A 24253-nucleotide genomic window follows, 5' to 3' on the forward strand; every position below is an offset into this window, starting at 1 on the left:
CTACCGGTCACGATGTTGCTGGGCGGACCGGAGAACCCGCAGGTGGCCCCGGCGACCGACCTCGACCCCCTGTCCGACCGGCTCCGCGCCACCGGTGGGGGTCGGCCTGGCGGCCTCTCTGACGGCGTTGGCCAGCGCCTCCAGATCGTCGGAACTCGGGGAGCCGCCGTCGGTGGGGAGACGGACCACCTCCCAGCCGCGGGGAGCGGTCAGCCGCTCGGCGTGTTCGGCGCACAGGTCGTAGCAGTGTGGCTCGGCGTACGTCGCCAGAGGGCCCAGGACTGCGGTCGAGTCGGCGTATACGTACGTGAGCGTGAAGACGGCAGGCTGGCTGCAAGCGGTGCGGGAACAGCGGCGGACGGGGCTCACGGAGGGACCGTATCTGGTAAGAGTGCGAGGCGCCACTATCTGAGCGCTCTTAACGAGCGTGTCGCCACAATTCGGACACCTGTCGCAGCCTTTCCACCCACATGCACCGATGCGGTCTCCGCTTAGACTTGGCAGGTGACTGAGAAGCGCGGGCCGAGGCGTCGTGACCGGCACGGCCGTGGCCTGCGGGGCCCGCTGGCGCCCTCTCACGTCCCGCTCGCCCGGTCGCGCAGCGAGCGGTTCGACGACCTGGTGCTCGACGCCGTCGACCGGCTCCGGCCGCAGTGGGGCCGGCAGTTGTCGGTGGTGGAGTTCGCGGTGGAGGAGGTGCCGCCGCTGAGCGAGCTGGGCGACGGCCCGCGCATCGGCGCCGAGCCCATCCCGTTCGGCCGCGCCCTCGCCGCCACGGGCGCCGAGCCCGCCTCGGTCGTGATCTACCGCCGGCCGCTCGAAGCCCGCGCCCGCGACCGCGACACGTTGGGGGCGCTGGTCCACGACACGGTGGTCGAGCAGGTGGCCGCGCTGCTGGGCCTGTCACCCGAGACGGTCGACCCCGGCTACGACGACCGGCGCTAGGGGCGACACCCGCGGCTTGCTGGCTGATGATCAGGCAAGCCGCCGTACCTGCGGAAAGGGGTCACGCGGCAGCCCGCGTGACCCCTTCGCAGATATCCCTAAACGGCCTGGCGCTTGATCCTTCTGCGCTCCCGCTCGGACAACCCACCCCAGATGCCGAACCGCTCGTCGTGCTCGAGTGCGTATTCAAGACACTCGGCACGAACCTCGCACGATCGGCAGACCTTCTTGGCCTCTCGGGTGGAGCCGCCCTTCTCCGGGAAGAACGCTTCCGGATCAGTCTGCGCGCACAGTGCGCGCTCCTGCCATCCGAGTTCTTCAGCGTCAAGCTGATCTTGTGCGATGACCAGATCGGTCACTGCACACCTCCCTGCCGCCCGCCCGCAATGGAGCCCCCCATGGACGCCTTCCTTATTACCCACCCACAGGAAGGCGTAACAACATGGTTGTAATTACACGCGCGTGTCGTGCGCGGCGTCAAGCGGCATGCCGGTATCCGGGGAAAGGCCAGCCCTCGCCCCGGTGTGCTCGGCATGTGATGTTCGCACCCGGCCTCCGCCCCGAATCCGGCGCATCGGCCTGGCGTGGTCATTCGCTGTCAGCGGTCGGAACCGTACCAGGGCGGTATAGACGCCCGCCCGTGGCCCACCTTCTCTCTAGCCGTGCTTTGCGGGTCCGTTACCTGCGGGGCTCGTTGGGGGTGTATATGGCTGTGGGGTCGATCGGGTCGTCACCGTGCCTGGGCCGCTCGCCCAGCGCGTCGCCGCCGAGCTGCTGGTCCAGCCTGACCGTGGAGTCCGGCGCCGGCTCCCAGCCGCCCGACTGGTGCTGCGGCCGGTAGGCCTGCGGCTCGTACTGGCCCTGCTGAGGCTGCTGCGGGTGGCCGAACGGATCGTCGTGCGGCCTGGGCGGCTGACCCGAGTAGTCGGGTACGCGCAGGTCTCCCTGCGCGCCCGACAGGGAGTGCTGGTAGGTCTCGGCCTGCTGGTAGGCGTCCAGGAGCTGCTGGGAGCGCGGGTCCACCGGCGGGTCGGGCTCCTGGTACGCGGGTGTCGCGTACTCGTGTCCCGAGTAGCCGGTGAAGGGCTGGCCGCCCTGCCCGGCGGCCGGCGGGTACGGCACGCTCGGCGCCGTCTCGGCGGCCGGGTAGACCGGGTCGGCGGGGGCGTTGAAGGCGTTGGGCTGCTGCCCGGCCGGCGCCCCGAACCCGCCGCTGTCCTGGGACGGCGCGTAGGAGTGCGCCGCCGGGCTGTAGGCGTTGGGCTGGCTGTCCGCGGGGACGTAGGGGGCCGGCTGATAGCCGCTGTTGGGGAGCGTCTCCGACGGGGTGTACACCTGGGTCTGGTTGGTCGGCCCGTAGCCCTGGTCGGGCTGCCCGTAGGGCGTCCCCTGCGGGCTGTGCTCCGAGGATGGGGCCTGACCGTAGGACGTTCCCTGCGGGCTGTGTCCCGGGGATGGGTCGGGCTGCCCGTAGCCGCGCTGGTCGGGCTGGCCCGCCGACGAGCCGTGCTGGCCGAGCGGGGCCGCGGACTGGCCATAGCCCTGCTGGTCCGCCCGGCCGGGCGAGGAGTTCGACTGGCCGCCCGAAGGGTCGGTCTGGCCGTAACCGCGCTGGTCCGGCTGGCCGAACGCGTCCGGCCGGCCCGCCGGAAGATCGGCCTGCCCGTAACCGCGCTGGTCGGACGGCAGATGGTGCTGGCCCGGCGACGTGTCGATGGAGCCCTGAGCCGCATCCGGCTGACCGTAGCCCTGGGGGTCGGGCTGGCCATAGGAGGGACCTTGCTGACCGTACCCCTGCGAGGGATCGGCCTGGCCGTAACCGTGACCCTGCGCAGGGTCGGCCTGACCGTAGCCCTGCGAGGGGTCGGGCTGGCCGTAACCGCGCTGGTCCGGCTGGCCGAACGCGTCCGGCCGGCCCGCCGCGGGATCGGTCTGCCCGTAACCGGGCTGACCCGGCGGCAGATGATGCTGACCCGGCGACGTGTCACTGGATCCCTGATCCGGCTGACCATGGCCCTGCGGCTCGAGCTGGCCATAGGAGGAACCTTGCTGACCGTACCCCTGCGAAGGGTCGGCCTGGCCGTAGCCCAGCGAGGGGTCGGCCTGGCCATAGCCCTGTGAGGGGTCGGGCTGGCCGTAACCGCGCTGATCCGGCTGGCCGAACGCGTCCGGCCGGCCCACCGCAGGATCGGTCTGCCCGTAACCGGGCTGACCCGACGGCAGATGATGCTGACCCGGCGAGGTGTCGATGGAGCCCTGAGGCGCATCCGGCTGGCCGTAGCCCTGGGGGTCGGGCCCGAACGATGGGTCCTGCTGAGGGTGGTGCTGGTCGGCCGGGGCGGCGGGCAGCGCGGCCCTGGGCTGGGGCGCGGGCTGCTGGTAGGACTCCTGCTGCCCGTGTCCGGCCTGGACTTGGGACTGCTGGTCACGCGCGGGGCCGTCGGGGTGGCCGCCGAAACTCGGCGGCTGCGGGCTGTAACCAGGCTGCTGGCCGTAGGGGGCGGGGCCCTGACCGGGGGGCTGGTCGTAGCCCGGCTGGTCGTAGCCCGGCTGGTCGTAGCCCGGCTGGTCATATCCGGGCTGGCCGTAACCGGGCTGGCCGTAGGACGGCGGGCCCTGGCCGGGCGGCTGCTGGCCGTAGCCGGGCTGCTGGCCGTACGCGGGGGCGGCGTGCGGCGGCTGGCCCTGGCTCTGCGGGTAGGCGGGCCGTTCGGGCAGGACCTGCGGCAGCAGGTAGACCAGGGCGACGGCGGTCAGCGCGAGCAGGGGCACCCCGGTGAGCAGGAACTCCACCAGCGACCGGGCACCGTCGCCGGAGAAGAGGCCGAGAAGCAACGACAGGGCGCCGAACACCGTGGCGAGGCCGAGCGCCCCGGCCGCGATGGAGGTGATGGGCCTGGCCTTGGACGAGGGCGGCCCGACCTTGGTGACCAGCAGCACCGATCCCAGGAGGAGCGCGGTCGTGACCGGGCTGGTGAAGGCGCCGAAACCGATGGCGGCGCGGTCGGCGAATGACAGGCCGACGCCGGCCATGCCCGATGGGCCGATCAGCACTCTGCCGATCGCCACCAGCACGTTCAGTCCGCCGGCCGCGAGCATCAGCCAGGCGGCCGGCTCTCTCAGCCGGGCGACGTCAAGTTTGCTCACAACTACCCCCATCGACCCTTTAGCCCGAAGGGAGTTTGCCACATCGCTGACTGTCACGACGGAGGTACCTGGAACCTCTTCAACCCCAAAAGCCGCACTTCGACCACTATGACGGGTTTTTTGGCGGTAAAGCTGACTCCCCAGACAGGCGTGTCGGAGGCCGGTGGAAGACTGGGCCGCATGCACATCGTCTCCCTCGCAGGCGGCATCGGCGGCGCCCGCTTCCTGCGTGGTCTGCGCGCGACCGCCCCGGATGCCCAGATAACCGTGATCGGCAACACCGGCGACGACATCACCCTGTTCGGCCTGCGGGTCTGTCCCGACCTCGACACGGTCATGTACACCCTCGGCCACGGCATCGACGAGGAGCAGGGCTGGGGTCGCGCCAAGGAGTCCCACGTCGTCAAGGAGGAGCTGGCGGCCTACGGGGTCGAGCCGCAGTGGTTCGGGCTCGGCGACCGCGACTTCGCCACGCACATCGTCCGCTCGCAGATGCTGGAGGCGGGCTATCCGCTGTCGCAGATCACGCGGGCGCTGTGCGTCCGCTGGCAGCCCGGCGTCCGCCTGCTGCCGATGTCCGACGACCGCTGCGAGACCCACGTGGTGATCAGTGACGAGCAGGGCCGCCGCGCGATCCACTTCCAGGAGTGGTGGGTACGCCTGCGCGCCTCGGTCCCCGCCGAGTCGATCGCCCTGGTGGGCGTCGACACCGCACGACCCGCCCCTGGTGTGCTGGAGGCGATCGAAGAGGCCGACGTGGTGATCCTGCCTCCGTCCAACCCGGTGGTGAGCATCGGCACGATCCTGCAGGTCCCGGGCATCCGCGACGCGCTGCTGCCGAAGACCGTGGTGGGCGTCTCCCCCATCGTCGGCGGCGCGCCGGTGCGCGGCATGGCCGACGCCTGCCTCACGGCCATCGGCGTCGAGACCACGGCCCAGGCGGTGCTCGACCTCTACGGCGCCGACCTGATCGACGGATGGCTGGTGGCGCCCGAGGACGAGGGGGTCGCCCTCGACGGCGTCCGCGTGGTCGCCGGGCCCATCATCATGCACGACGTCGACGCGGCCGCCGACATCGCCCGCACCGCTCTCGACCTTGCCCAGGAGCTCGCCCGATGACCCCCGACACCACCCCGCGTGACACTACCCCGCACGACATCCCACCGCACGACGTCGCACCGCGCGACACCACCCCCACATCGCCCCACACCACCCCGCACGACAACACACCGTCCAAGTCCGGCCCGCACGACCCACCCGACGGCACATCGACCGAGACCGACCCGGCTCGCGCCGTGCCGTTCGTCGGCGGGACCGTCGAGGTGATCCCCGTGCTCGGCATCGGCGAGGTACGGCCGGGCGACGACGTGGCCGCCCTGTTGAAGGGCGCCGATCTGCGTGAGGGCGACATCGTCGTCATCACCTCCAAGATCGTCAGCAAGGCCGAGGGCCGGATCCGGCAGGCCCCCGACCGCGCCGCGGCGATCGAGGAGGAGACCGAGCGGGTGGTCGCCAGGCGCGGCGACACCGTGATCTCCCAGACCCGCCACGGCTTCGTGATGGCCGCGGCCGGGGTCGACGCCTCCAACACCGACCCCGGCACCGTCCTGCTGCTCCCCGAGGACCCCGACGCCTCGGCCCGGCGCATCCGGGCGGGCCTGCCTGCGGGCGTGGGCGTGATCGTCTCCGACACGTTCGGCCGCCCGTGGCGCCAGGGCCTGACCGACGTGGCCATCGGCGCCGCGGGAGTGACTCCGGTCGACGACCTCCGCGGGGCCGTCGACTCCTACGGCAACCCGCTCAGCGCCACCGTGACCGCGCTGGCCGACGAGATCGCCTCGGCCGCCGAGCTGGTCAAGGGCAAGCTGGCCGGCGTCCCGGCCGCGATCGTGCGGGGTCTCGCCCATCTCGTCACGGCCGGCGACGGCCCGGGGGTCCGGCCGCTGCTCCGCCCCGCCGACGAGGACATGTTCCGCTACGGGGCGCGCGACGTGGTGTTCGCCCGCCGTACGATCCGGGAGTTCTCCGCCGAGCCCGTCGATCCCGCGGCGGTGCGGCGGGCGGTGGCGGCGGGCATCGCGGCCCCGGCTCCCCATCACACGACGCCGTGGCGGTTCGTCCTGGTCGAGTCGGCCGAGACCCGGAGCAGGCTGCTCGACGCGATGCGCGAGGCCTGGATCACCGATCTGCGCGGCGACGGCTTCACCGAGGAGTCGATCGCCAAGCGGGTCAGACGCGGCGACGTGCTGCGCCGCGCCCCCTATCTGATCGTCCCCTGCCTGGTGATGGACGGCTCCCACACCTACCGCGACGATCGGCGGGGCGCGGCGGAGCGGGAGATGTTCGTGGTGGCCACCGGCGCGGGCGTCGAGAACCTCCTCATCCAGCTCGCGGTCGAGGGGCTCGGCTCGGCGTGGGTGTCGTCCACGATGTTCTGCCGCCCGGTGGTCCGCGAAGTGCTCGACTTGCCCGGGTCGTGGGATCCGATGGGGTGCGTCGCGGTCGGCCGCGCCGCCGCCCCGCCCCGTGATCGGGCCCCGCGCGACCCGGGCGACTTCATCCTGACGCGCTGACACGATCAACCCGGAGCGGTCAAGAACCCATTTACCGTTAGGAAACTTTCCTTTACATTAGGGCGAACCCCCCATGTAGAGGAGCACTCGCATGCGAAGAACCCTCACGTTAGTCGCCGCGGCGGTGATCGCCATGGCCGGCACGATGATCGTCGCGCAGCCCGCGCTGGCCCACGGTTACATCAACTCACCCCCCAGCCGGCAGGCGCTCTGCGCCCAGGGCAAGGTGAGCGGCTGCGGTGACATCATCTACGAGCCGCAGAGCGTGGAAGGCCCCAAGGGCCAGCGCAACTGCCACGGCGGCGTCGCCCGCTTCGCCCAGCTCAGCGACGAGAGCAAGCCCTGGCCCGCGACCTCGGTCGGCACCTCGGTCACCTTCAACTGGACCCTCACGGCCCGGCACGCCACCAGCACGTGGGAGTACTACATCGGCGGCACCCGGGTGGCGGTGTTCAACGACGGCGGCCGGCAACCCGGCGCGACGGTCTCCCACGCCGTGAACCTGTCCGGGTTCTCCGGCAGGCAGAAGGTCCTCGCCATCTGGAACATCGCCGACACGGTCAACGCCTTCTACGCCTGCGTCGACCTGCAGATCGGCGGCGGTGGCGGAAACCCGACCCCCACTCCGACGCCCACGCCCACGCAGCCGACCCCCACACCCACCCCGACCTCGACGCCCGGAGGCACCTGGAAGGCCGGCACCGCCTACGCCGTCGGCTCCCAGGTCACCTACGCCGGCCTGACCTACCGGTGCATCCAGGCACACACCGCCCTCACCGGCTGGGAGCCGCCGAACGTCCCGGCGCTCTGGCAGCGCCTCTAGAACCGGCGCCGTTCGGTCAGGGCCTGTTCGTCAGGGCCCGTGAACGAGGGAGCGGAGCCGCCGTGGAAGAGGTCCGTCACTCCGGGACACCCTCGCCACAGCAGCTCCGCTCCTCTGAGGCCCGTCGCCCGATGAGCGCCTCGATGCCGTCGAGCAGCAGATTGAGTCCGAAGACGAAGTCCTCGTCCTCCACCCACCCCTCGGCGCCGCGCATGACGCCCGAGCGCATCGCGGCCGACAGGGCCGGGTAGGCGGCGGGGTCGAGCAAGCCGGCGAGCACCTCGCCGTACTCGGCGGCTCCGCCGATCGCGTGCTCTTCCGGCTGCGGGGCCCCGCCGCCGATGCCGTGGACGAGTGCGGCATCGGTGAGCGCGTAGCCCGTCAGGGTGCTCGCCACATTGATCTTCTCTCCGTGATCGAGCCCCGTGCCGTCGAGAGCGGCCAGCGCCCGGTCGAACCACAGCAGCCGCCGTGGGCCCAGCGGCGGACTCAGCCGGCCGACGGACAGCAGCCACGCGTGCTCCAGCAGGAGGTCGCGCTGGATCCGGGTCCAGAGGGCGAGGTAGTCCCGCCAGGACCTGCCCTCCGGCTCGGGCGGCGGCGGGGCGACACCGTCGGCCATGATGGTGAGCAGGTCGTCCTTGCTGCCGATGTACCTGTAGAGCGCGGTCGCCGCCACCCCGACCCGCGAGGCCACGCTGGCCATCGAGACCCCGCCCAAGCCTTCGGCGTCGGCGATCTCGATGGCGGCGGTGGTGATCGTGGCCAGATCCAGCCGAGGCCGGGGCCCCCGGCGTGGCACCGGCTCACGCCCCCACATGCGCTCCACCACGGACGGCAGCGGCCGCTCCTGCTCCATCGAATCCCCTCCTTGACCCACTCCTTGGATTGTGCATTAAGTTAAAACTATGAACGTCATACACAGTACGTCATTCACAGATGCTGTACTCGTCCGAGGACTGACGAAGTCCTTCGGCAGCACGCAGGTGCTGGCCGGGATCGACCTGACCGTGCCCACCGGCTCGCTGCTGGCTCTGCTCGGCCCCAACGGCTCCGGCAAGACCACCACGGTGCGCATCCTGACCACACTGCTCGCCCCTGATGGCGGCACCGCCACGGTGGGCGGACACGACGTCACCCGCGAGGGCGTCGCGGTGCGCCGGTTGATCGGCCTGACCTCCCAGCAGGCCACCGTGGACGGCCTGCTGACCGGGAGGGAGAACCTGGAGCTGTTCGCCGGCCTCTACCACCTGGGCCGGCGGCAGGCGCGGCGACGGGCGCAGGAGCTCCTGGAGCGCTTCGATCTGGCCACGGCCGCGAACCGGCGGGTCGCGACCTACTCCGGCGGGATGCGGCGCCGTCTCGACCTCGCGGCGAGCATGGTGTCAGCGCCACGGATCCTCTTCCTCGACGAGCCCACGACCGGGCTCGACCCCCGCAGCCGGGCCGAGCTGTGGTCGGTGATCCGCGAACTGCTGGCGGGCGGCACCACCATCCTGCTCACCACGCAGTACCTGGAGGAGGCCGACCAACTCGCCGACCGCATCGCGGTGATCAACGGCGGCCGCGTCGTGGCCGACGACTCTCCCGCCGCGCTGAAGCGCCAGGTCGGCGCCGAACGCCTGATACTGCGCCTGTCCCGTACCGAGGACGTCCCTCGCGCCAGATCGGCGCTCGGTGAGGCCGAAACGCGTCCCGGCGCGGGCGAACGCGAGATCACCCTGGCCGTCCAGGGCCCCGACCACCTGCGCCACACGCTGGACCTGCTGCATCGCGCGGGCGTCGTCGTCGAGCACGTGGCGTTGTCCACCCCGACCCTCAACGACGTCTTCTTCGAGCTCACGGCGGTCGCGGCATGAGCGCCGCCCTGACCGCCGGGGGCGACCTGCACCGCCTCGTCGTCCGCAATCTACGCCGCGAGCTGCGCATCCTCGACGGCCTCATCGTGAACACCGCTCTGCCCGTGATCATCATGGTGCTGTTCGTGTACGTCTTCGGCGGGGCGATCACCACCGGCTCCAGCGGGCTGGCCTACATCGACTTCGTGGTGCCCGCCGTGCTGCTCATGTCCGGCGGGTACGGCGCCGCGCTGACCGCCGTGAACATCGCCGACGACCTGACAGCGGGCATGATCGACCGGTTGCGCACGCTGCCGATCGGCGGCTGGACGGTCCCCGCCGGGCATGTGGTCGCCTCGGTGATCCGCAACGTGGCGGCGTCCGGATTCGCCCTGCTCGCGGCGGTCGCGCTGGGCTTTCGCCCGGATGCCACGCCGGCCGACTGGGCCCTGGCGCTGGCCGTGGTGACGGGGTACGTCCTGGCGATGTCGTCGCTGGCGGTGCTCTGGGGGCTGCTGGTCAGGTCGACCCAGGCGGCCGGCGCGTTCAGCTTCGTCGTGCTCTTCCTGCCGTACCTGTCGGATGGGGTCGTACCGGCCGAGACCATGCCGGACGTGTTGCGCGACTTCGCCGAGAACCAGCCGATCACTCCGATCGTGGCGACGCTCCGGTCATTGCTCCTGAACCAGCCGATGGGCTCCTCCGGGGCGGTGACGGCAGCCTGGCTGGCGGGCATGGTGCTGGTCAGCGTGCCGATCGCGGCACTGCTGTTCCGCCGCAGGACCTCCGCCTAGCTCCGCTCGACCCGCCGGTGCGCGCCGGTCCTCACGCCGCCGGCTTGCAGGTGGGGTGACACAGGCGGCGCGCCAGCGCCGCGAGGAAGACGTCGATGATCTCGTCCGGCTGCTGGGCCACGTGCAGGGAGCCGTTGGTGGCGGTCGTGATCCTGGTCAGACTGTCCCGGTCGACGCCGCTGCCGAACGCGATGACGACGATCTGGACGGGCCGGTCCGGATCCCACTCGCCCTCCAGCCGGTCGAGCAACGTCTGGAGCTTGACGCCGCGCCCGTCGTCCTTGCCCGCGGTGATCACCAGGAGCGTGTTGTTCATCTCCTCGCGGAATTCGCTGGAGACCTCGCGGAAGCCGCTCAGGATCGAGTCGTAGAGCGAGCTCTCCAGCCGGGGGTGCGCGTTGATCGTTTTGGTCAGCTCAGTGAGGACGCCCCGACGGACGAGCTGGCCCGTCTCGGGCTGGTTGATGGGGCCGAGCCCCACCCACTGCCGGTAGTCCCTGATCTGGCCCACCTTGTGGGCGAACTCCCATAACCCCATGTGCGTGGAGTCGGGGAAGAGCTGAAGCCCGATCTTGGCCGCCTCCAGCGCGACGCCCACCCGGGTGGTCCCCTTCATGGGCTCGGCCATGTGCTTGGAGGTGTCGGCCAGCACCAGGATGTTGGTCGGCGGGGCCAACCGGCTCCAGGCGCGCAGCGCCTCGTCGATGTCCTCCGGGGAGACCGAGGAGCGGGTCTTGGGCGTCTCGGCCGGGATCTGCGGCCCCGGCGAGATCGGGCCCTGCAGACCGTCGCCCGACCGGAACCCGGCCCGGCGCACCATCTCCTGCGCCTCCGCGCCGCTCAGCCAGTCGGCGAAGATCGTCGAAGCCTCGGCCACCACCGGGTCGGTCGCGGTCACCACGTACGGGTAGTCGAGGCTGATCGTCCCCTCACGCGGGTGCAGCGCCACGACCGGGTCGGGCGACAGACGCTGGTTGTGCGCCCACACCGACTGCTCCGGCACGATGACCACCGGGCGCTGCCAGAACGCACGGTCGTCGACGGCGGTCAGCATCGTGCGGTAGTCGGGCGCCGAACCGGCCTGGGCCCAGCGTACGAACGCGGTCAGCGCCTTGTCCGCCTCCGGGCCGGTGCCCACGACGTCCCGGGCGGCGGCGACCGTGGCGATGCCCGCGCCGGCCAGCGAGGGGTCGGGCACGCGCACGACGTCCGGCTCGCTCTCGTTGGGCTTGAGCCGTCCCCGCACGGTGGAGGGGAAGACCATCCGCCAGTTCATCTCGGTCTTGCCGACGGAGAAGCGCTGCGCCAGCGAGCCCCGGGTGGCGAACACCAGCGGCGAGGTGGCCACCACGCTCTCGCCCGCGGGCAGCGCGCTCGCGCCCTGCTTTCGGGCCAGCCGGATCCAGGCCGAGGAGTCGGCGATCCAGCCGTCCGGCCGTTCGCGCAGCACGCCCGCCCGATCGCCGATCAGCGTGCGCAGCACGGTGGCCGGCGGCTGTTCGGTGACCTGTACGAGCACGCACCTGCCGCCGGTCGTGGCCTTGGTCTCGTTGAAGCGCGCGGCGGCCTCCATCGCCACCGGCGCCACGTCGACCGCGGCGGCCACGCTGACCAGAACAGGCTCTCGTGTGGAGCACAGCGCGCCGCCACCGCCGAACACGACCACGAGCGTGCCCGCGACGACGGCCACGACGGTGAACCCGGCCAGCATGCCTCGCTGGAGTGCCTTCCTTCGCCGCAGCTCTGGACTTAACGCGGCGCGGTGTCGACCCAACCGCACGGGTGAACCTCTCTCCAGGGGAGTGACGATTCTTCCAGCGACTCCCATAGCGGGCGCAAGTGCAATCTAGAACATGTTATACCTACGCCATCGGCAGGACCCTTCGGACGCTCTGGCAGACGCCGTCACTCGCCTCGGAGGCGGCCAGTCGCTCGGCGCTCGGCCGGCCGTACCCGGTGGTGCGCTGCGTGACCGGCCGCCCGCTGAGCTCCGCCATCTCGCGCAGCTCGCTGATCGTCTTGTACGAGCCGTTCTCCGACCCGGCCATCCGGCTGATCGTCTCCTCCATGAGCGTGCCGCCGAGGTCGTTCACCCCGCCCTGGAGCACCTGGCGGCACAGGTCGTCGCCGAGCTTGACCCAGGAGCACTGGACGTTGCCGATCGCGCCGTGCAGCAGGATGCGGGCCAGCGCGTGCACGGCGCGGTTCTCCCGCGCGGTGGGGCCCGGCCGGGCGACGCCCGCCAGGTAGATCGGCGCGCTCGTGTGCACGAACGGCAGCAGCACGAACTCCGAGAACCCGCCGGTCTCCTCCTGCAACCGCCTGATCAACTTGATGTGCCTGACCCAGTGCAGGTGGGTGTCGACGTGGCCATACATCATCGTGGACGTCGTCGGCAGGCCCACCCGGTGGGCGGTGGTGATGACGTCGATCCACTCCCTGGTGGGCAGCTTGCCCTTGGTGAGCACCCACCGCACGTCGTCGTCCAGGATCTCGGCGGCGGTCCCCGGCAGAGAGTCGAGCCCGGCCTCCTTCGCGGCCAGCAGCCACTCCTCGATCGACAGGTTCGTACGGCTGGCGCCGTTGATGACCTCCATCGGGGAGAAGGCGTGCACGTGCATGTCCGGTGTCCTGGCCTTGACCGCCCTGGCGATGTCGAAGTAGGCGCTGCCGGGCAGGTCGGGGTGGATGCCGCCCTGCATGCACACCTCGGTCGCGCCGGCCAGCCAGGCCTCCTCGGCCCGGTCGGCCACCTGGTCGAGGCTCAGCGTGTAGGCGTCGGCGTCGGTGCGGCGCTGGGCGAACGCGCAGAACCGGCAGCCGGTGTAGCAGACGTTGGTGAAGTTGATGTTCCGGTTGACCACGTAGGTGACGTCGTCGCCCGCGGCCTGCCTGCGGTACTCGTCGGCGAGGCCGGCCAGCTCCTCCAGCGCCTCGCCCTCGGCCGACAGCAGCGCCACGGCCTCGGCGTCGGTGAGCCCGGCGGGGTCGCTGCCGGCCTTCCTGAGCGCCTGACGCACCTCGGCGGGCGTGCTCGCGGTGACGCTCCCCTTCGCGGCGGGGTCCAGACGGTCGCGCAGGGCGTCCCAGTCGCCGTAGACGTGGTCGAAGTCGTCGCGGCGGTCGGCGGTGCGTCCCGAGGTGTCGACCTCGACGTGCAGGTCCACCCGCCCGGAGGGGGCGAAGCCGCCGTCCGGCTCCTGCCACGGCCGCCCTTCGAGCACCGCGTCCTCCCGGGCCAGCCCGGTGTCGGGGTCGGCCAGGGCCCGGACGTGACCGAACAGCCTCGGGTCCAGCCAGGGCTCGCCGGCCAGCACGTACTCGGGATAGATGGTGAGCCGCTCGCGCAGCCGGAACCCGGCGGCCTCGGTGCGGGCGGCCAGGTCGTCGATCTGCGGCCAGGGGCGCTCGGGGTTGACATGGTCGGGCGTCAGCGGCGAGACGCCGCCCCAGTCGTCGATCCCGGCGCGGATCATCAGCTCGTACTCGGAGTCCACCAGGTTGGGCGGCGCCTGCAGGCGCGTCCGCGGCCCGAGCACCAGCCGGGCCACGGCGATCGTGGCCGCCAGCTCCTGCAGGTCGGCGTCGGGCAGGCCGCGCATGGCCGTGTCGGGCTTGGCGCGGAAGTTCTGCACGATGACCTCCTGGACGCCGTTGTACTCCCGCGCCACCCGCCGGATCGCGAAGATCGACTCGGCGCGGTCCTCGACGGTCTCGCCGATGCCGATCAGGATCCCGGTCGTGAAGGGCACGTTGGAGCGCCCGGCGTCCTCCAGCACGCGCAGGCGCACCTCGGGGTCCTTGTCCGGGGAGCCGTAGTGCGGCTGGCCCTTCTCCTCGAACAACCGCCGCGAGGTCGTCTCCAGCATCATCCCCATCGACGGCGCCACGGGCTTCAGCCGCTGCAGGTCACGCCAGCCGAGCACGCCCGGGTTGAGGTGCGGCAGCAGCCCGGTCTCCTCCAGCACCCTGATCGCCATCGCCCGCACATAGGAGAGCGTGTCGTCATAGCCGTGCGCGTCGAGCCACTCCCGCGCCTGGTGCCAGCGGTCCTCCGGCCGGTCCCCCAACGTGAACAGCGCTTCCTTGCAGCCCATCGCGGCGCCCTGCCGGGCTATCTCCAGCACCTCGTCGGGGCTCAGGAAGGGCGCCTCCAGCTTGTGCGGCGCGGTGGCGAAGGTGCAGTAGCCGCAGCGGTCGCGGCACAGCCTGGTCAGCGGGATGAACACCTTGCGGCTGTAGGTGATCACCCCTTCCCGCCCGACCGCGGCGAGCCCGGCGTCCCGCACCCGGGAGGCGTGGTCGAGAAGCGGGTCCAGGTGCGCGCCTCGGGCGTGCAGCAACACGGTCGCCTCGGTGACGTCGAGGGTTTTCCCGTCTCGCGCGCGGGCCAGCGCACGACGGAGGGCGGAATCACTGACGAGACTCATGTACGGAACACTACGTGTGTCTGAATTCGCCGAGCGCACTCAGGGGGCGGTCGTCAGAAGGAGCGGTAGTCGCGCGCGGGCATCCTCGGCCCCCGCGCGGGCGCCCGCAGGCCGGTGAGCGTGATGAGGACCGCGGCGCGGTGCCGGTGTCCCCGGTAGGGCTCCAGCAGCCGCAGCATCCCGGGATCGTCGGTCGTCTCACCGGTCAGCGCATAGCCGACGATCTTGGCCAGGTGGAAGTCGCCCACGCTGACGGCATCGGGATCGCCGACGGCCCGCTGCCGCACCTCGGCCGACGTCCACACGCCGATCCCGGGCAACGCCCGCAGCAACCGGTCGAGCTCCTCGGTGGTGCCGGCCGCCTCCAGCTTGGCGGCGTGCCAGGCGGCGGTGGCGATCGTACGGGCCCGTACGGCCTCGGCCCCCGCCCTGTGCCAGTGCCAGGAGGGGATCTGCCGCCACACCTCCGCCTCGGGGATCACCCGCATGCCGTCGGGCGCCGGGCCGGGGGCGGGCTCGCCGTAGCGGTGCAGCAGCCAGCGCCAGGCCCGCCACGCCTCACGGCCGACGACCTTCTGCTCGAGCACGGCGGGCACCAGGGCCTCCATGACCCGGCCGGTCCTGCCGATGCGCAGCCCGGCGTGCTTCCTGGCCACGTCGGCCAGCACCTCGTGCTCGACCCGGAATCCCGAGACGTCGTCATCGGCGCCGAGCAGCGCCGGCAGCGTCTCCAGGAGCCACCCGGCTCCTGGCCCCCACGCCTGCCCGGCCACGGTGCCGGCCGCCACGCTCACCCTGAGCGTGCCGGGCCCGTCGGGAGTGCGGCAGGTGCGCCACACGGCCCCGTCGAGGGTCCTGCGCCAGGCGGGGTCACCGGAACCGCGCCGGTGCGGGCTCAGCGCGAGCTCCACGTCCAGCGGCCCCTCGGGCGTCCACCTGCGCTCCATCACGTGTCCAGTGTGCCCCGCCCCGGGACCCGGACCAGACGCCGGAGTCCGAAGGCCGGATCAGCCGCCGCCGGGGCCCCGCGGGCAGGTCAGGGGCCGCCGGAGCCCTGAAGGCAGGTCAGAACGTCACTGGAGTCTTGAGGGCAGGTCAGACGTCGCTGGAGTAGCGGACCGCGCACTCCGGCAGCTCGACGCCCGGCCACAGCCGGATCCCGGCCCGCAACTCGTTGCCCGGACCCACCACGGCGCCGTCACCGATCACCGCGTCACGCACCACGGCCCCCGAGCACACCCGCGCGCCGACGCCGATCACGGAGTCGGCCACGGTGGCGCCCGAGCGGACCACGCTGCCGTCGCAGAGCACGCTGCCCGAGACGACGGCCCCGGCCTCGACCACGACGCCGGAGCCCACCGCCGAGCCGCCGTGCACCTTGGCCTCCGGGGAGATCGACGCTCCGTCGAGCGCGAGGAACTCCCCCGGCGGGCCGGGCAGCGCCGGCGAGCCGAGCCGCCCGAGGACCAGGTCGCTGGAGCCGCGGACGAAGGCGGCCGGGGTGCCGACGTCGAGCCAGTAGGTGCGGTCGGCGTAGCCCAGGACCAGCTCGCCCGACTCGATCAGCCCAGGGAACGTCTCCCGCTCCACCGAGACGACCTCTCCACGCGGGATCCGGTCGATGACCGAACGGGTGAAGACGTAGCAGCCGGCGTTGATCCGGTTGGTCACCGGGTGGGGAGTCTTCTCCAGGAAGGCCGTCACCCGGCCCTCGTCGTCGGTGGGGACGCAGCCGAACCGGGAGGGATCGTCGACCTCGGTGAGGTGCAGCGTGACGGCCGCGTCGCGGCTGAGGTGCTCGCGCACCTGCAGGCCGATGTCGTGGCCGGACAGGATGTCGCCGTTGAGGATCAGCACGGGGTCGGACGGCGCCGACGTCAGCGCCTCGGCGGCGTTGCGGATCGCGCCGCCCGTGCCGAGCGGCGTCTCTTCGGTCATGTACTCGATGGAGAGCCCGAACGCCGCGCCGTCACCGAAGACCGGCTCGAACATCGACGCCTTGTACGACGTGGCGAAGACGATCCGGCGCACCCCGAACGAGCGGGCACGAGCCAGTTGGTGCGCCAGGAACGGCACCCCGGCGGTCGGCAGCAGGGGCTTGGGCGTGCCCAGCGTCAGCGGACGCAGGCGTGTGCCCTGCCCTCCGACCAGCAGAATCGCCTCAAGGGCCGGTAGTGAACTCTCCATCATCCCGGTGAGGCTACCGAACTATTCGATGGCTCGTTGATAGGAGCTGAGATGGGCTTCGACCGAGGCTTCCCAGGTGAACTCACGGGCTCTGGCCAGCCCCGCCTCCTGCAGCCGCAGGCGCCTGTCGGGAGAGGCCAGCAGCTGCCCGAGCGCGGTCGCGATGCTGTCGGCGTCGGGCTCGGTGTAGGCCACGGCGTCGCCGCCCACCTCGGGCAGCGACGCGCGGTGGGTGGTGAGCACCGGCGCCCCGCAGGCCATCGCCTCCAGCACCGGCAGCCCGAAGCCCTCGCCGCGCGACGGGAACGCCACCACGACCGCCCCGCCGAGGAACCCCGCCAGGTCGGGCACCCCGAGGTAGCCGGGGCGCACCACCTTGACCGTGGCCTCCACCTCGCGGCAGGCCGCGTCGACGTCGTCCTCGTGCACGCCGCCGCCGAGCACCAGCGCGGGCGGCTCGTCGAGGTTCTTGACGGCGGCGGCGAAGCCGCGGATCAGGTTGGGGACGTTCTTGCGGGGGTCGAGCGCGCCGAGGAAGGCGACGTACGGCCGGCCGTGCAGCCCGCACCGCTCGGCCGAGCGCCGCCTCTCCAGGTCGGTGGGCGGGTGGAACAGCGTCTGGTCGACGCCGTGGTAGGCGACGTCGATGCGGGTCGGGTCGGCGGCGAGCACCCGCACCAGCTCTTCCCTGGTCGCCTTGGACGGCACGATGACCCGGTTGGCGTGGCGGACGGCGGTGCGGGTGGCCGAGCGGAAGAACGACGCCTTGACCGCGCCGTGCTGCTCGGGGTCGGTGAACCAGGTGACGTCGTGCACCGTCACGACCGTGGGCAGGCCGGAGCGGAGCGGGATGGAGTAGTAGGGCGCGTGGATGACCTGGGCCCCGGCCTGGCGGGCGAGCAACGGCACACCGGTCTGCTCCCAGGCGAGCCGGGCGGCCCGGTTGGTGATCGCGACCGGGCCCGGCATGACACGGGCCGACGGCGCCAGCCGTTCGTACTTTCCGGCGTCGGCCCGCTGGCAGACGACCACGAGGTCGGCTCCCGCGCGGTCGAGCCCGGAGACCAGCCCGTCCACATATCTGATCAGTGCGCCACGGTCCGCGGGGACCGCCGCCGCGTCGACGAGCACTCGAGGCATTACGTAGATCTTCTCCCCTCAAGATCAACGTGGGATCCGGCGTCCCCCTCTGGGGTTCAGCTTATGACCAGCCTCCCCCAAATCGTGGCTTAAATCACCCATGGCGGCGACGAGCCGCCATCCCCGCCAAACCAGCGCAGATCAGGTCCCCAATGATGATGACAATGCGCGAGCAGAGGGCGACGGCGATCGCCGAGCCGGCGTCGAGCACGGGTGACAGCACGGCCACCATCGCCACCTCGCGCACCCCCGCACCGGCCGGCACCACGAAGGTCATGATGCCCAGGCACCACGACAGCGCGAACGCCCCGACGGCGAAGATCAGGCCACCCTGCGGGAAGACGAAGTAGAGATGCAGCCCGTAGCAGATCCAGCCCGCCAGCGCCCAGCCGAGCGCGGTCAGCATCCCCCGCCGGGTGAGCGGGCGCTCCAGCGGCTCGCGCTTGAGCCTGCGCAGCCCGAAGCCGATCAGGCCGTTGATCACCTTGGGTTCGAGCAGCACCAGCAGCACCGGGATGAGCAGCAGCAACCAGCCGTAGCGGTCCCAGCCGAGCGTGGCCAGCGCGACGAGCAGCCCGCTGGCCAGTTGGACCGGCATCATCAGGAAGAACGCCGCCGCGCTGCGGGATCGGGGCACGCCCAGGTCACGCCCCATCTCCATCTGGGCGATCACCGGCCACACGGCTCCGGGGATGTACTTGCCGAGCTGGCCCACGAAGAACACCTTGGTCGCGGGGCGGAACGGCAGCGGCGAGCCGAGATCGGCCAGCAGGGTGCGCCAGGTGAGCATGGCGCCGAGCAGCGCGGCGATGACCGCGCCGAGCGAGGCGGCGACCATCGGCAGGCTGAGCCTGGCGAACCCGGCCAGCACGGCGTCCCACTGCCTCGCCACGGCCCACCCGCCGAAGCCGAGGGCGACCAGCAGGAACCCGAGGCGCAGGACCCGCCGCAGGAGCGGGCGCCGGGCCCTGGCCGGACCCGCGGGCAGGGCTTCGTGTCCGCCGCTCACGGCCGGGCGCGGCCCTGGAGGTCCGGCCGCGCTCACAGCGGGCGGACCCGCTCGGGCGGCCTGGGCAGCGCGGCGCCCGCCGGAGCGTGCGGCGTCTTGGTCGCCACCCACAGGTAGGTCGGCACGAGCGGCAGCAGCAGCCGCAGCACGGCCCGCGGAGTGCGGCCGAGCACGGCCCGCGCCACCCGGCCGAGCGCGCCGGGGAACAACTCGGAGCCGGCGAAGCGGGCAGGCGTGGCGAGCACGGGGAACGTGTAGTCCCAGACGTGGAAGGCGCGCAGCATCCGGCGCAGGCCCCGGCGGGTGCGGAAGCGTTCGTAGTAGTGGTCGGCGCGACCGGAGGCGCGCACGTAGCGGTCGGCGAGCGCCGGCGGCAGGTAGGACAGGAACGGCAGCTTGTAGTGGGGCTCCATGACGCCCAGCCGGTTGCCCAGGCCCAGGTAGAGCACCCCGCGGTCGGACAGCACCCGGTGCATCTCGGCCACCACGCCGTCGGGGTCGACCACGTGCTCGTAGATGTGGTTGAACACCAGCACGTCGATCGAGCCGTCGGGGAACGGCAGCGCGGTGCCGTCGCCGCAGACGAACGCCACCCGCCCGCCGAACCGGTCGGCCGCCCGGCGCAGCCCCGGCACGTCGATGTCGATGCCGAGGGTGCGGGCAGCGCCGGCTCCGGCCAGCTCGTCGGCGATGAACCCGGCGGAGCAGCCCACGTCGCCGACGGTCAGCCCGGTGAGCGGCCCGTGGAAGTGCTCCAGGACCGCGATGATCTTCGCGGCCTTGCGCCGGCGTTTGTCCTCGTCGAGCATGGCCGACTGGAACTCGGAGTATTCGAGCTGCGCGACGCGTTCCTTACCCACGCCGCCCAACAGTACCTGCGCCGGGCGCCCCCGGCCGTCGAACCGGCCGCGGCATCGCCCGGCGCACGCCGGCCCTCACTCGGCGGTGGGCACGTTCGCCACGACGGCCCGGATCCAGCAGGCCACCATCCGGCTCAGCAGCGAGCCGGGCGCCTCCGCCACGTCCTGACCCAGGGTGACCGTACGCGTCACCTGGCCCGCGGCCACGCAGGTGGTGGTGGCCGCCCCGAGGACGATCCAGAGGTCGTAGCCGTGCGGGAGCAGCGTGACCACGAAGGCCACGTGGGTGAGCAGCACGCTGGCGAACACGATCGCCCGGGAGGCACGCGATCTCCCGGACGACCGGCCGGCCGGGCTCCCGCCCTCGCCGGACTTACGGATCCTGCCGAACTTCCGGGCTCCGCCGAACTTCCGGGGCCTGTCGCACTTCTGGTCCCTGCCCGAGGCAGGCGTGGTCGACGCGGTCATCGTGTTGTCCTTTCCGCGAATACCGAAACGACGATGGGTGGTGGTGTATGCGTTGAGTCCAGGTGGGCACCTGACACGGCTGGTCATGGCCGTCGGCACTGGCCTGCGGAATCCCGTGGAACGCCTGTCGGCAAACAAGAACGATTCGCGGAAGTTCCTTGTAGGGAGTGTGACACCTTCGGCCCGCCTCGCGCCACATGACCGGAGCGCCGAGGATCCGCCGGTCCATGATGAAAGTCGCGTGGATGTCGGCGGACTTTCTTTCGCGCGAAGTCGCTTTCGGACCGGTCGACTTAGGGCCGGAAATGCGAAGAGGCCTCCCGTTGCCGCGGAAGACCTCTTCATTCCGATGCCCACCTGGACTCAACAGATAGTCGCCTCGGAATCGGGAAGGGACGGCGTCGCGTCGCACAATGAGCGGCGACTCCGCCACGCCCCTGTCCGACCACGACCACCGGGCGGCGGTCGCAAGTCGAATCACTTAATCGTACATCTCCCAACCGGCCCGAAGGGCCCAGAACAGCCCGACGAGGCCAAACCCCCTGCTAGGAGTAGGTGTCCGCCTACGGAAGGTAGGGATCTCGGCACCCACTTGACGGCTTATGCACCAGTTTGATCCCCCTGCCCCAGACTCCAATTCCCAATAAATCGCATAAAAGTACGCCGAAGCACAACAGGGCGGCACGGAGCCCGACCGTCAATCCGCACGATCGCCGCCCAGATGGCTCGAAACACCACGCGAGTTTCGTCTAGATTTCAATTACCGAGCAGTTCGGGTCGATCCCGAGGAGCGCCCTCCCGATCATTGCGGCGCCCCCCTGACCCACTCCCGAAAAATAGAACCACAGCGCACCGAGAACTCTTCTCACAGACAATCGACCGGTCGGCCGATTACGCCCGGACATTGATTTACATTTCGCCGCACAGAACCGGCCACGGATTATCGATCAGGCCTCCGTGGCCGCGGAAGCGGGGAAGGTAAAATTTCGCGGCCCGGCGTGTTGCCCGGCACGTGTCGCGGCGCCGGAAGGTGGCCGTCGAAGTCTTTTCACTCTCCGTATTCGTAAAGCGACCATGCGTAAGTATGCGGTCCACCGGAATTCCATCGCGACGACCCGGGATGACTTCCGAACCTGGGCCCTACCCGCCGGTAGGGGTGCGCGCGTACCCTGGGCGGATGTTTCGCCGCCTGCTGCGCGCATCGCTCGCGCTGGTCGCCCTCGGCTTCCTCGGCTACGGCCTGGCGCGCAACTGGGACGCCACCCTGGCGGCGGTCGGCGGGCTGTCGCCGTGGGCGGTGCTCGGCGCGTTCGGCGCGGTGCTGCTGGGCCAGTTCTGCATGCTCGTGGCCTGGCGTGAGGTGCTGGCCGGGCTCGGCTCGCCGCTATCACTGAGAGTGACGGGTCGGATCATGTTCGTGGGCCAGCTGGGCAAGTACATCCCGGGCTCGGTCTGGGCGTACGCGGCGATGATGGAGCTCGGGCGCGACCACGGCAGCCCGCCCCGGCGGACGTTCGCCTGCATCTCGCTGGCCCTGGTGATCAACCTCGGGGTGGCCATCTCGATCGCGGCCGCGACGCTCGCCTCCCAGCAGGCCGTCCGCGAGGCCTGGTATCTCCTGCTGCTCCTGCCATTGATCGTCGTCGGCCTGCATCCCCGGTTGCTCACCTGGGGCCTCAACCTGGCGCTGCGGCTCGCCCGCAAGGAGCCGCTGGAGAGCGTGCTGCCCGGCCGCACGGTGCTGGTCGCCGTCGCGTGGACCGCCCTCGGCTGGTTCGTGTACGGCCTGCACATCTGGCTGCTCGCCGGCCGGTGGGACCTCTACGTGATCGCCACCGGGGCCTACGCCTTCGCCTGGGCCACCGGGCTGCTCTTCTTCGTGGTGCCCGCCGGGGTGGGGGTGCGCGAGGGCGCCCTCGTGCTGGTGCTCACCCCGCTCATCGGCACGCCCGCGGCGCTGGCGGTCGCCGTGGTGTCGCGGCTGGCGTTCACGCTGGCCGACGCCGTGGCGGCGGGAGTCGCGTGGCTGCTGGGCCGTCAGGCGCCGAGCAGCGCGCCCGTGTACGCCGACCAGAAGGGCTCGGGGTCGACCGCCTTGACGCCCGACCGCAACCTCTCGGGCTCACCGGAGGCGTAGAAGCGTTCGATCGCCCGGCGGAGCGCCCCGACGTCGCCCGGCTCGACCAGCAGCCCGTCGACCCCGTCGGTGACGTGGTCGGCGAGCGCGCCGACCCGGGTGGCGATCACCGGCACGCCGTGCTCGTGGCCCAGCCACACGTTCTGGCTCGCGGTCGCCTGCCGGTAGGGCAGCACCAGCGCGTCGGCCCGCGCGAACAGCTCGGGCACGTCCTCGGCGGCCACGTAGCCGGGCCGCAGCTCCACCCGGTCGGCCAGGCCCAGCTCGTCGACCAGCGCTTTCGTACCGTCGAGCCCGCCCCAGAACTCACCGGCCACGGTCAGGCCGACCCCCTCGGGCAGGGCCCGCAGCAGCAGGTCGAGCCCCTTGTAGGGGCGGACGATGCCGAAGAACAGCAACCGGTGGTGGACCCCGGTGCCGGGGGTGGCGTGGGTGGACGGCAGGTGCGGCGGCAGCCCCGCCACGCTCACCGGCCGGGAGGTCAGCGTGCGGGCCAGCGCGGCCTGCTGCTCGGAATGGGCCAGCACGCCGTCGACCCGTTTGAGCAGCGCCTTCATCAGCGGCCGGTCGTACGGCTTGCGCTCGTGCGGCAGCACGTTGTGGCAGAGCGCGACGGTCCGCGCCCCGCGCCGCAGCCCGGCCAGGATGCCCAGGTAGGCGGGCACCTGCACCGGGCTGAGCACCGCGAGCACCACCAGGTCGGCCGACCGGAGCCGCCGTCCGGCGGCGAACCACCCGTCGGGCCGGCGCCAGTCGAGCTCGCGCAGGGTCGCGGGGTAGGGCGTGCCCTCGGGCGCGGAGATCGTCTGCTGCCCGGGGTAGAGGAACGACGGATACTGCGCCCGCCACGACTCGATCACCACGTCGTGGCCCAGCGCGGCCAGCCGGTGCGCGAGCTCGGTGGTGTGCTGCGCCCCGCCCCCCTTGTACGGATAGGTGGGGCCGACGATGGCGATGCGCACGCTATTCGCCCCGCGACCGCACGATCAGGTCGGCCAGCAGGGCGACCGACCCGATCAGCATCCCGGACAGGAAGATCATCACGGTGTTGGCGGGGAAGTAGAACGGGTGCTGGATCATGTCCCAGACACCCTTGACCAGGCCGATCGCCACCAGCCACAGCGCGGGCGGCATGAGCACCTTGAGCGGGTTGAAGTACATGATCATCCGGAGCACCTGCAGGATGTAGCGGTAGGCGTCGGAGACGAAGCTGAACTTCGAGGTGCCGGCCCGCTTGGCGTAGTCGATCGGCAGGTAGAAGATGTCGTGCTGGTTGGACAGGAACGACAGCGTGATCGTCGTGACGCACGAGAACCCGGGCGGCAGCAGCCGCAGGTAGGGCCTGGCCACCGACTTGCGGAAGGCGCGCAGCCCGGAGTTGAGGTCGGGGATCTTCTGCCCGGCCAGCTTCTCGGCCACCTTGCGGATCACCCACTTGGCCGGGACCCGCAGCAGCTTGTGCGACCCCTCCTCGCTGGTGCGCGCGCCGACCACCTGGTCGATCGTCTGGTCCTTCTCCAGGATCTGCACCAGCTCGGGGATGCGCTCGTTGGGGTAGGTCATGTCGGCGTCGGTCCAGACGACGATCTCGCCCCTGGCCTCCTGGGTGCCGATCCGGCGCACGGTGCCGGAGCCGCCGTTGCGGTGGAAGGCGCGCACCCGCAGGTAGGGGAACCTGTCCGCCGCCTCCTGCAGCCGGGCCAGCGTCGCGTCGGTCGAGCAGTCGTCGACCGCGACGAGCTCGTAGGTGTAGCCGCTCGAGTCCATCGCCTTGGTGATGCGCTCGACCTCGTCGATGACGTGGTCCTGCTCGTTGTAACAGGGCAGGACGATCGTGACGTATGGCGCTTCTTCCACGGTGATTCCACTCTGAGGGGTCTCGGGCGTGTTCACGTGCGTCGA

At 71.4% G+C, this 24253-nt stretch carries 21 protein-coding genes; 7 read left to right on the forward strand and 14 right to left on the reverse strand.

All coding sequences use genetic code 11. The annotated features are described in order from the left end of the window. Positions 1 to 369 carry a DUF3499 domain-containing protein gene (locus AC5L3X_RS10880; protein WP_189126758.1) on the reverse strand — a complete coding sequence of 123 codons (369 nt, stop codon included), beginning with the start codon at positions 367 to 369 and terminating at the stop codon, positions 1 to 3. A 135-nt stretch (positions 370 to 504) separates the two neighbouring features. Here AC5L3X_RS10880 and AC5L3X_RS10885 point away from each other — a divergent pair, with 135 nt between their 5' ends. Continuing rightward, positions 505 to 945, forward strand: coding sequence for a metallopeptidase family protein (locus AC5L3X_RS10885; RefSeq protein WP_189126759.1), 441 nt, complete (start codon positions 505 to 507; stop codon positions 943 to 945). A 98-nt stretch (positions 946 to 1043) separates the two neighbouring features. On the opposite strand, the gene AC5L3X_RS10890 is transcribed toward AC5L3X_RS10885, so the two are convergent. After that, on the reverse strand, positions 1044 to 1304 hold the full coding sequence (locus tag AC5L3X_RS10890; RefSeq protein ID WP_049564653.1) for a WhiB family transcriptional regulator: 261 nt from the start codon (positions 1302 to 1304) through the stop codon (positions 1044 to 1046). Positions 1305 to 1623: 319 nt separating this feature from the next. Beyond that, on the reverse strand, positions 1624 to 4092 hold the full coding sequence (locus AC5L3X_RS10895) for a hypothetical protein (RefSeq protein WP_494856722.1): 2469 nt from the start codon (positions 4090 to 4092) through the stop codon (positions 1624 to 1626). A 180-nt stretch (positions 4093 to 4272) separates the two neighbouring features. Between AC5L3X_RS10895 and cofD the strand changes: the two genes are divergently transcribed. From cofD to AC5L3X_RS10910, 3 genes are all read left to right on the forward strand, one after another. Then, positions 4273 to 5211, forward strand: coding sequence for a 2-phospho-L-lactate transferase (gene cofD, locus AC5L3X_RS10900; protein WP_189126761.1), 939 nt, complete (start codon positions 4273 to 4275; stop codon positions 5209 to 5211). Then, entirely contained in the window at positions 5208 to 6665 is a 1458-nt protein-coding gene (locus tag AC5L3X_RS10905; protein WP_494856724.1) for a coenzyme F420-0:L-glutamate ligase, read from the forward strand. Before cofD ends, AC5L3X_RS10905 begins: the two co-directional genes overlap by 4 nt. A gap of 91 nt (positions 6666 to 6756) precedes the next feature. Beyond that, on the forward strand, positions 6757 to 7488 hold the full coding sequence (locus AC5L3X_RS10910) for a lytic polysaccharide monooxygenase (protein ID WP_494856725.1): 732 nt from the start codon (positions 6757 to 6759) through the stop codon (positions 7486 to 7488). 76 nt (positions 7489 to 7564) lie between these two features. Here the strand turns inward: AC5L3X_RS10910 and AC5L3X_RS10915 are convergent, their stop codons facing one another. Next, positions 7565 to 8347, reverse strand: a complete 783-nt coding sequence (locus tag AC5L3X_RS10915; protein ID WP_189126763.1) for a TetR/AcrR family transcriptional regulator — start codon at positions 8345 to 8347, stop codon at positions 7565 to 7567. A gap of 49 nt (positions 8348 to 8396) precedes the next feature. Here AC5L3X_RS10915 and AC5L3X_RS10920 point away from each other — a divergent pair, with 49 nt between their 5' ends. After that, the gene (locus AC5L3X_RS10920) at positions 8397 to 9347 is read left to right on the forward strand and encodes an ATP-binding cassette domain-containing protein (RefSeq protein ID WP_494856726.1); all 951 of its coding nucleotides are present in this window, start codon (positions 8397 to 8399) and stop codon (positions 9345 to 9347) included. Next, the gene (locus tag AC5L3X_RS10925; protein ID WP_494856728.1) at positions 9344 to 10120 is read left to right on the forward strand and encodes an ABC transporter permease; all 777 of its coding nucleotides are present in this window, start codon (positions 9344 to 9346) and stop codon (positions 10118 to 10120) included. Before AC5L3X_RS10920 ends, AC5L3X_RS10925 begins: the two co-directional genes overlap by 4 nt. Before the next feature lie 31 nt (positions 10121 to 10151). Here AC5L3X_RS10925 and AC5L3X_RS10930 read toward each other — a convergent pair whose 3' ends face one another. From AC5L3X_RS10930 to AC5L3X_RS10965, 8 genes are all read right to left on the reverse strand, one after another. Continuing rightward, positions 10152 to 11831: a substrate-binding and VWA domain-containing protein gene (locus AC5L3X_RS10930; RefSeq protein ID WP_189126817.1), complete on the reverse strand. Its 1680-nt coding sequence runs from the start codon at positions 11829 to 11831 to the stop codon at positions 10152 to 10154. Positions 11832 to 11982: 151 nt separating this feature from the next. Next, the gene (locus AC5L3X_RS10935) at positions 11983 to 14550 is read right to left on the reverse strand and encodes a bifunctional FO biosynthesis protein CofGH (protein ID WP_494856729.1); all 2568 of its coding nucleotides are present in this window, start codon (positions 14548 to 14550) and stop codon (positions 11983 to 11985) included. A 53-nt stretch (positions 14551 to 14603) separates the two neighbouring features. Next, on the reverse strand, positions 14604 to 15497 hold the full coding sequence (locus tag AC5L3X_RS10940; RefSeq protein WP_494856822.1) for a DNA-3-methyladenine glycosylase family protein: 894 nt from the start codon (positions 15495 to 15497) through the stop codon (positions 14604 to 14606). Between the two features lie 148 nt (positions 15498 to 15645). Further along, positions 15646 to 16740 (reverse strand): mannose-1-phosphate guanylyltransferase, encoded by a 1095-nt coding sequence (gene manB / locus AC5L3X_RS10945; RefSeq protein WP_494856732.1) that lies wholly within the window; start codon positions 16738 to 16740, stop codon positions 15646 to 15648. 18 nt (positions 16741 to 16758) lie between these two features. Beyond that, positions 16759 to 17877, reverse strand: a complete 1119-nt coding sequence (locus AC5L3X_RS10950) for a glycosyltransferase family 4 protein (protein ID WP_494856734.1) — start codon at positions 17875 to 17877, stop codon at positions 16759 to 16761. A gap of 94 nt (positions 17878 to 17971) precedes the next feature. Further along, positions 17972 to 18886 (reverse strand): lysylphosphatidylglycerol synthase transmembrane domain-containing protein, encoded by a 915-nt coding sequence (locus AC5L3X_RS10955; protein WP_494856736.1) that lies wholly within the window; start codon positions 18884 to 18886, stop codon positions 17972 to 17974. Between the two features lie 32 nt (positions 18887 to 18918). After that, positions 18919 to 19746 (reverse strand): class I SAM-dependent methyltransferase, encoded by an 828-nt coding sequence (locus AC5L3X_RS10960; RefSeq protein WP_494856738.1) that lies wholly within the window; start codon positions 19744 to 19746, stop codon positions 18919 to 18921. Between the two features lie 75 nt (positions 19747 to 19821). Next, on the reverse strand, positions 19822 to 20214 hold the full coding sequence (locus AC5L3X_RS10965; protein ID WP_494856740.1) for a hypothetical protein: 393 nt from the start codon (positions 20212 to 20214) through the stop codon (positions 19822 to 19824). A gap of 1177 nt (positions 20215 to 21391) precedes the next feature. Between AC5L3X_RS10965 and AC5L3X_RS10970 the strand changes: the two genes are divergently transcribed. After that, the gene (locus tag AC5L3X_RS10970) at positions 21392 to 22351 is read left to right on the forward strand and encodes a lysylphosphatidylglycerol synthase domain-containing protein (protein WP_494856742.1); all 960 of its coding nucleotides are present in this window, start codon (positions 21392 to 21394) and stop codon (positions 22349 to 22351) included. On the opposite strand, the gene AC5L3X_RS10975 is transcribed toward AC5L3X_RS10970, so the two are convergent. Continuing rightward, positions 22252 to 23313, reverse strand: a complete 1062-nt coding sequence (locus AC5L3X_RS10975) for a glycosyltransferase family 4 protein (protein ID WP_494856743.1) — start codon at positions 23311 to 23313, stop codon at positions 22252 to 22254. The two genes, AC5L3X_RS10970 and AC5L3X_RS10975, sit on opposite strands and share 100 nt — an antisense overlap. Before the next feature lies 1 nt (position 23314). Then, on the reverse strand, positions 23315 to 24208 hold the full coding sequence (locus AC5L3X_RS10980) for a glycosyltransferase family 2 protein (protein ID WP_225262682.1): 894 nt from the start codon (positions 24206 to 24208) through the stop codon (positions 23315 to 23317). Between the last annotated feature and the right edge of the window lie 45 nt (positions 24209 to 24253).

The organism is Nonomuraea sp. CX421, from assembly GCF_059358955.1.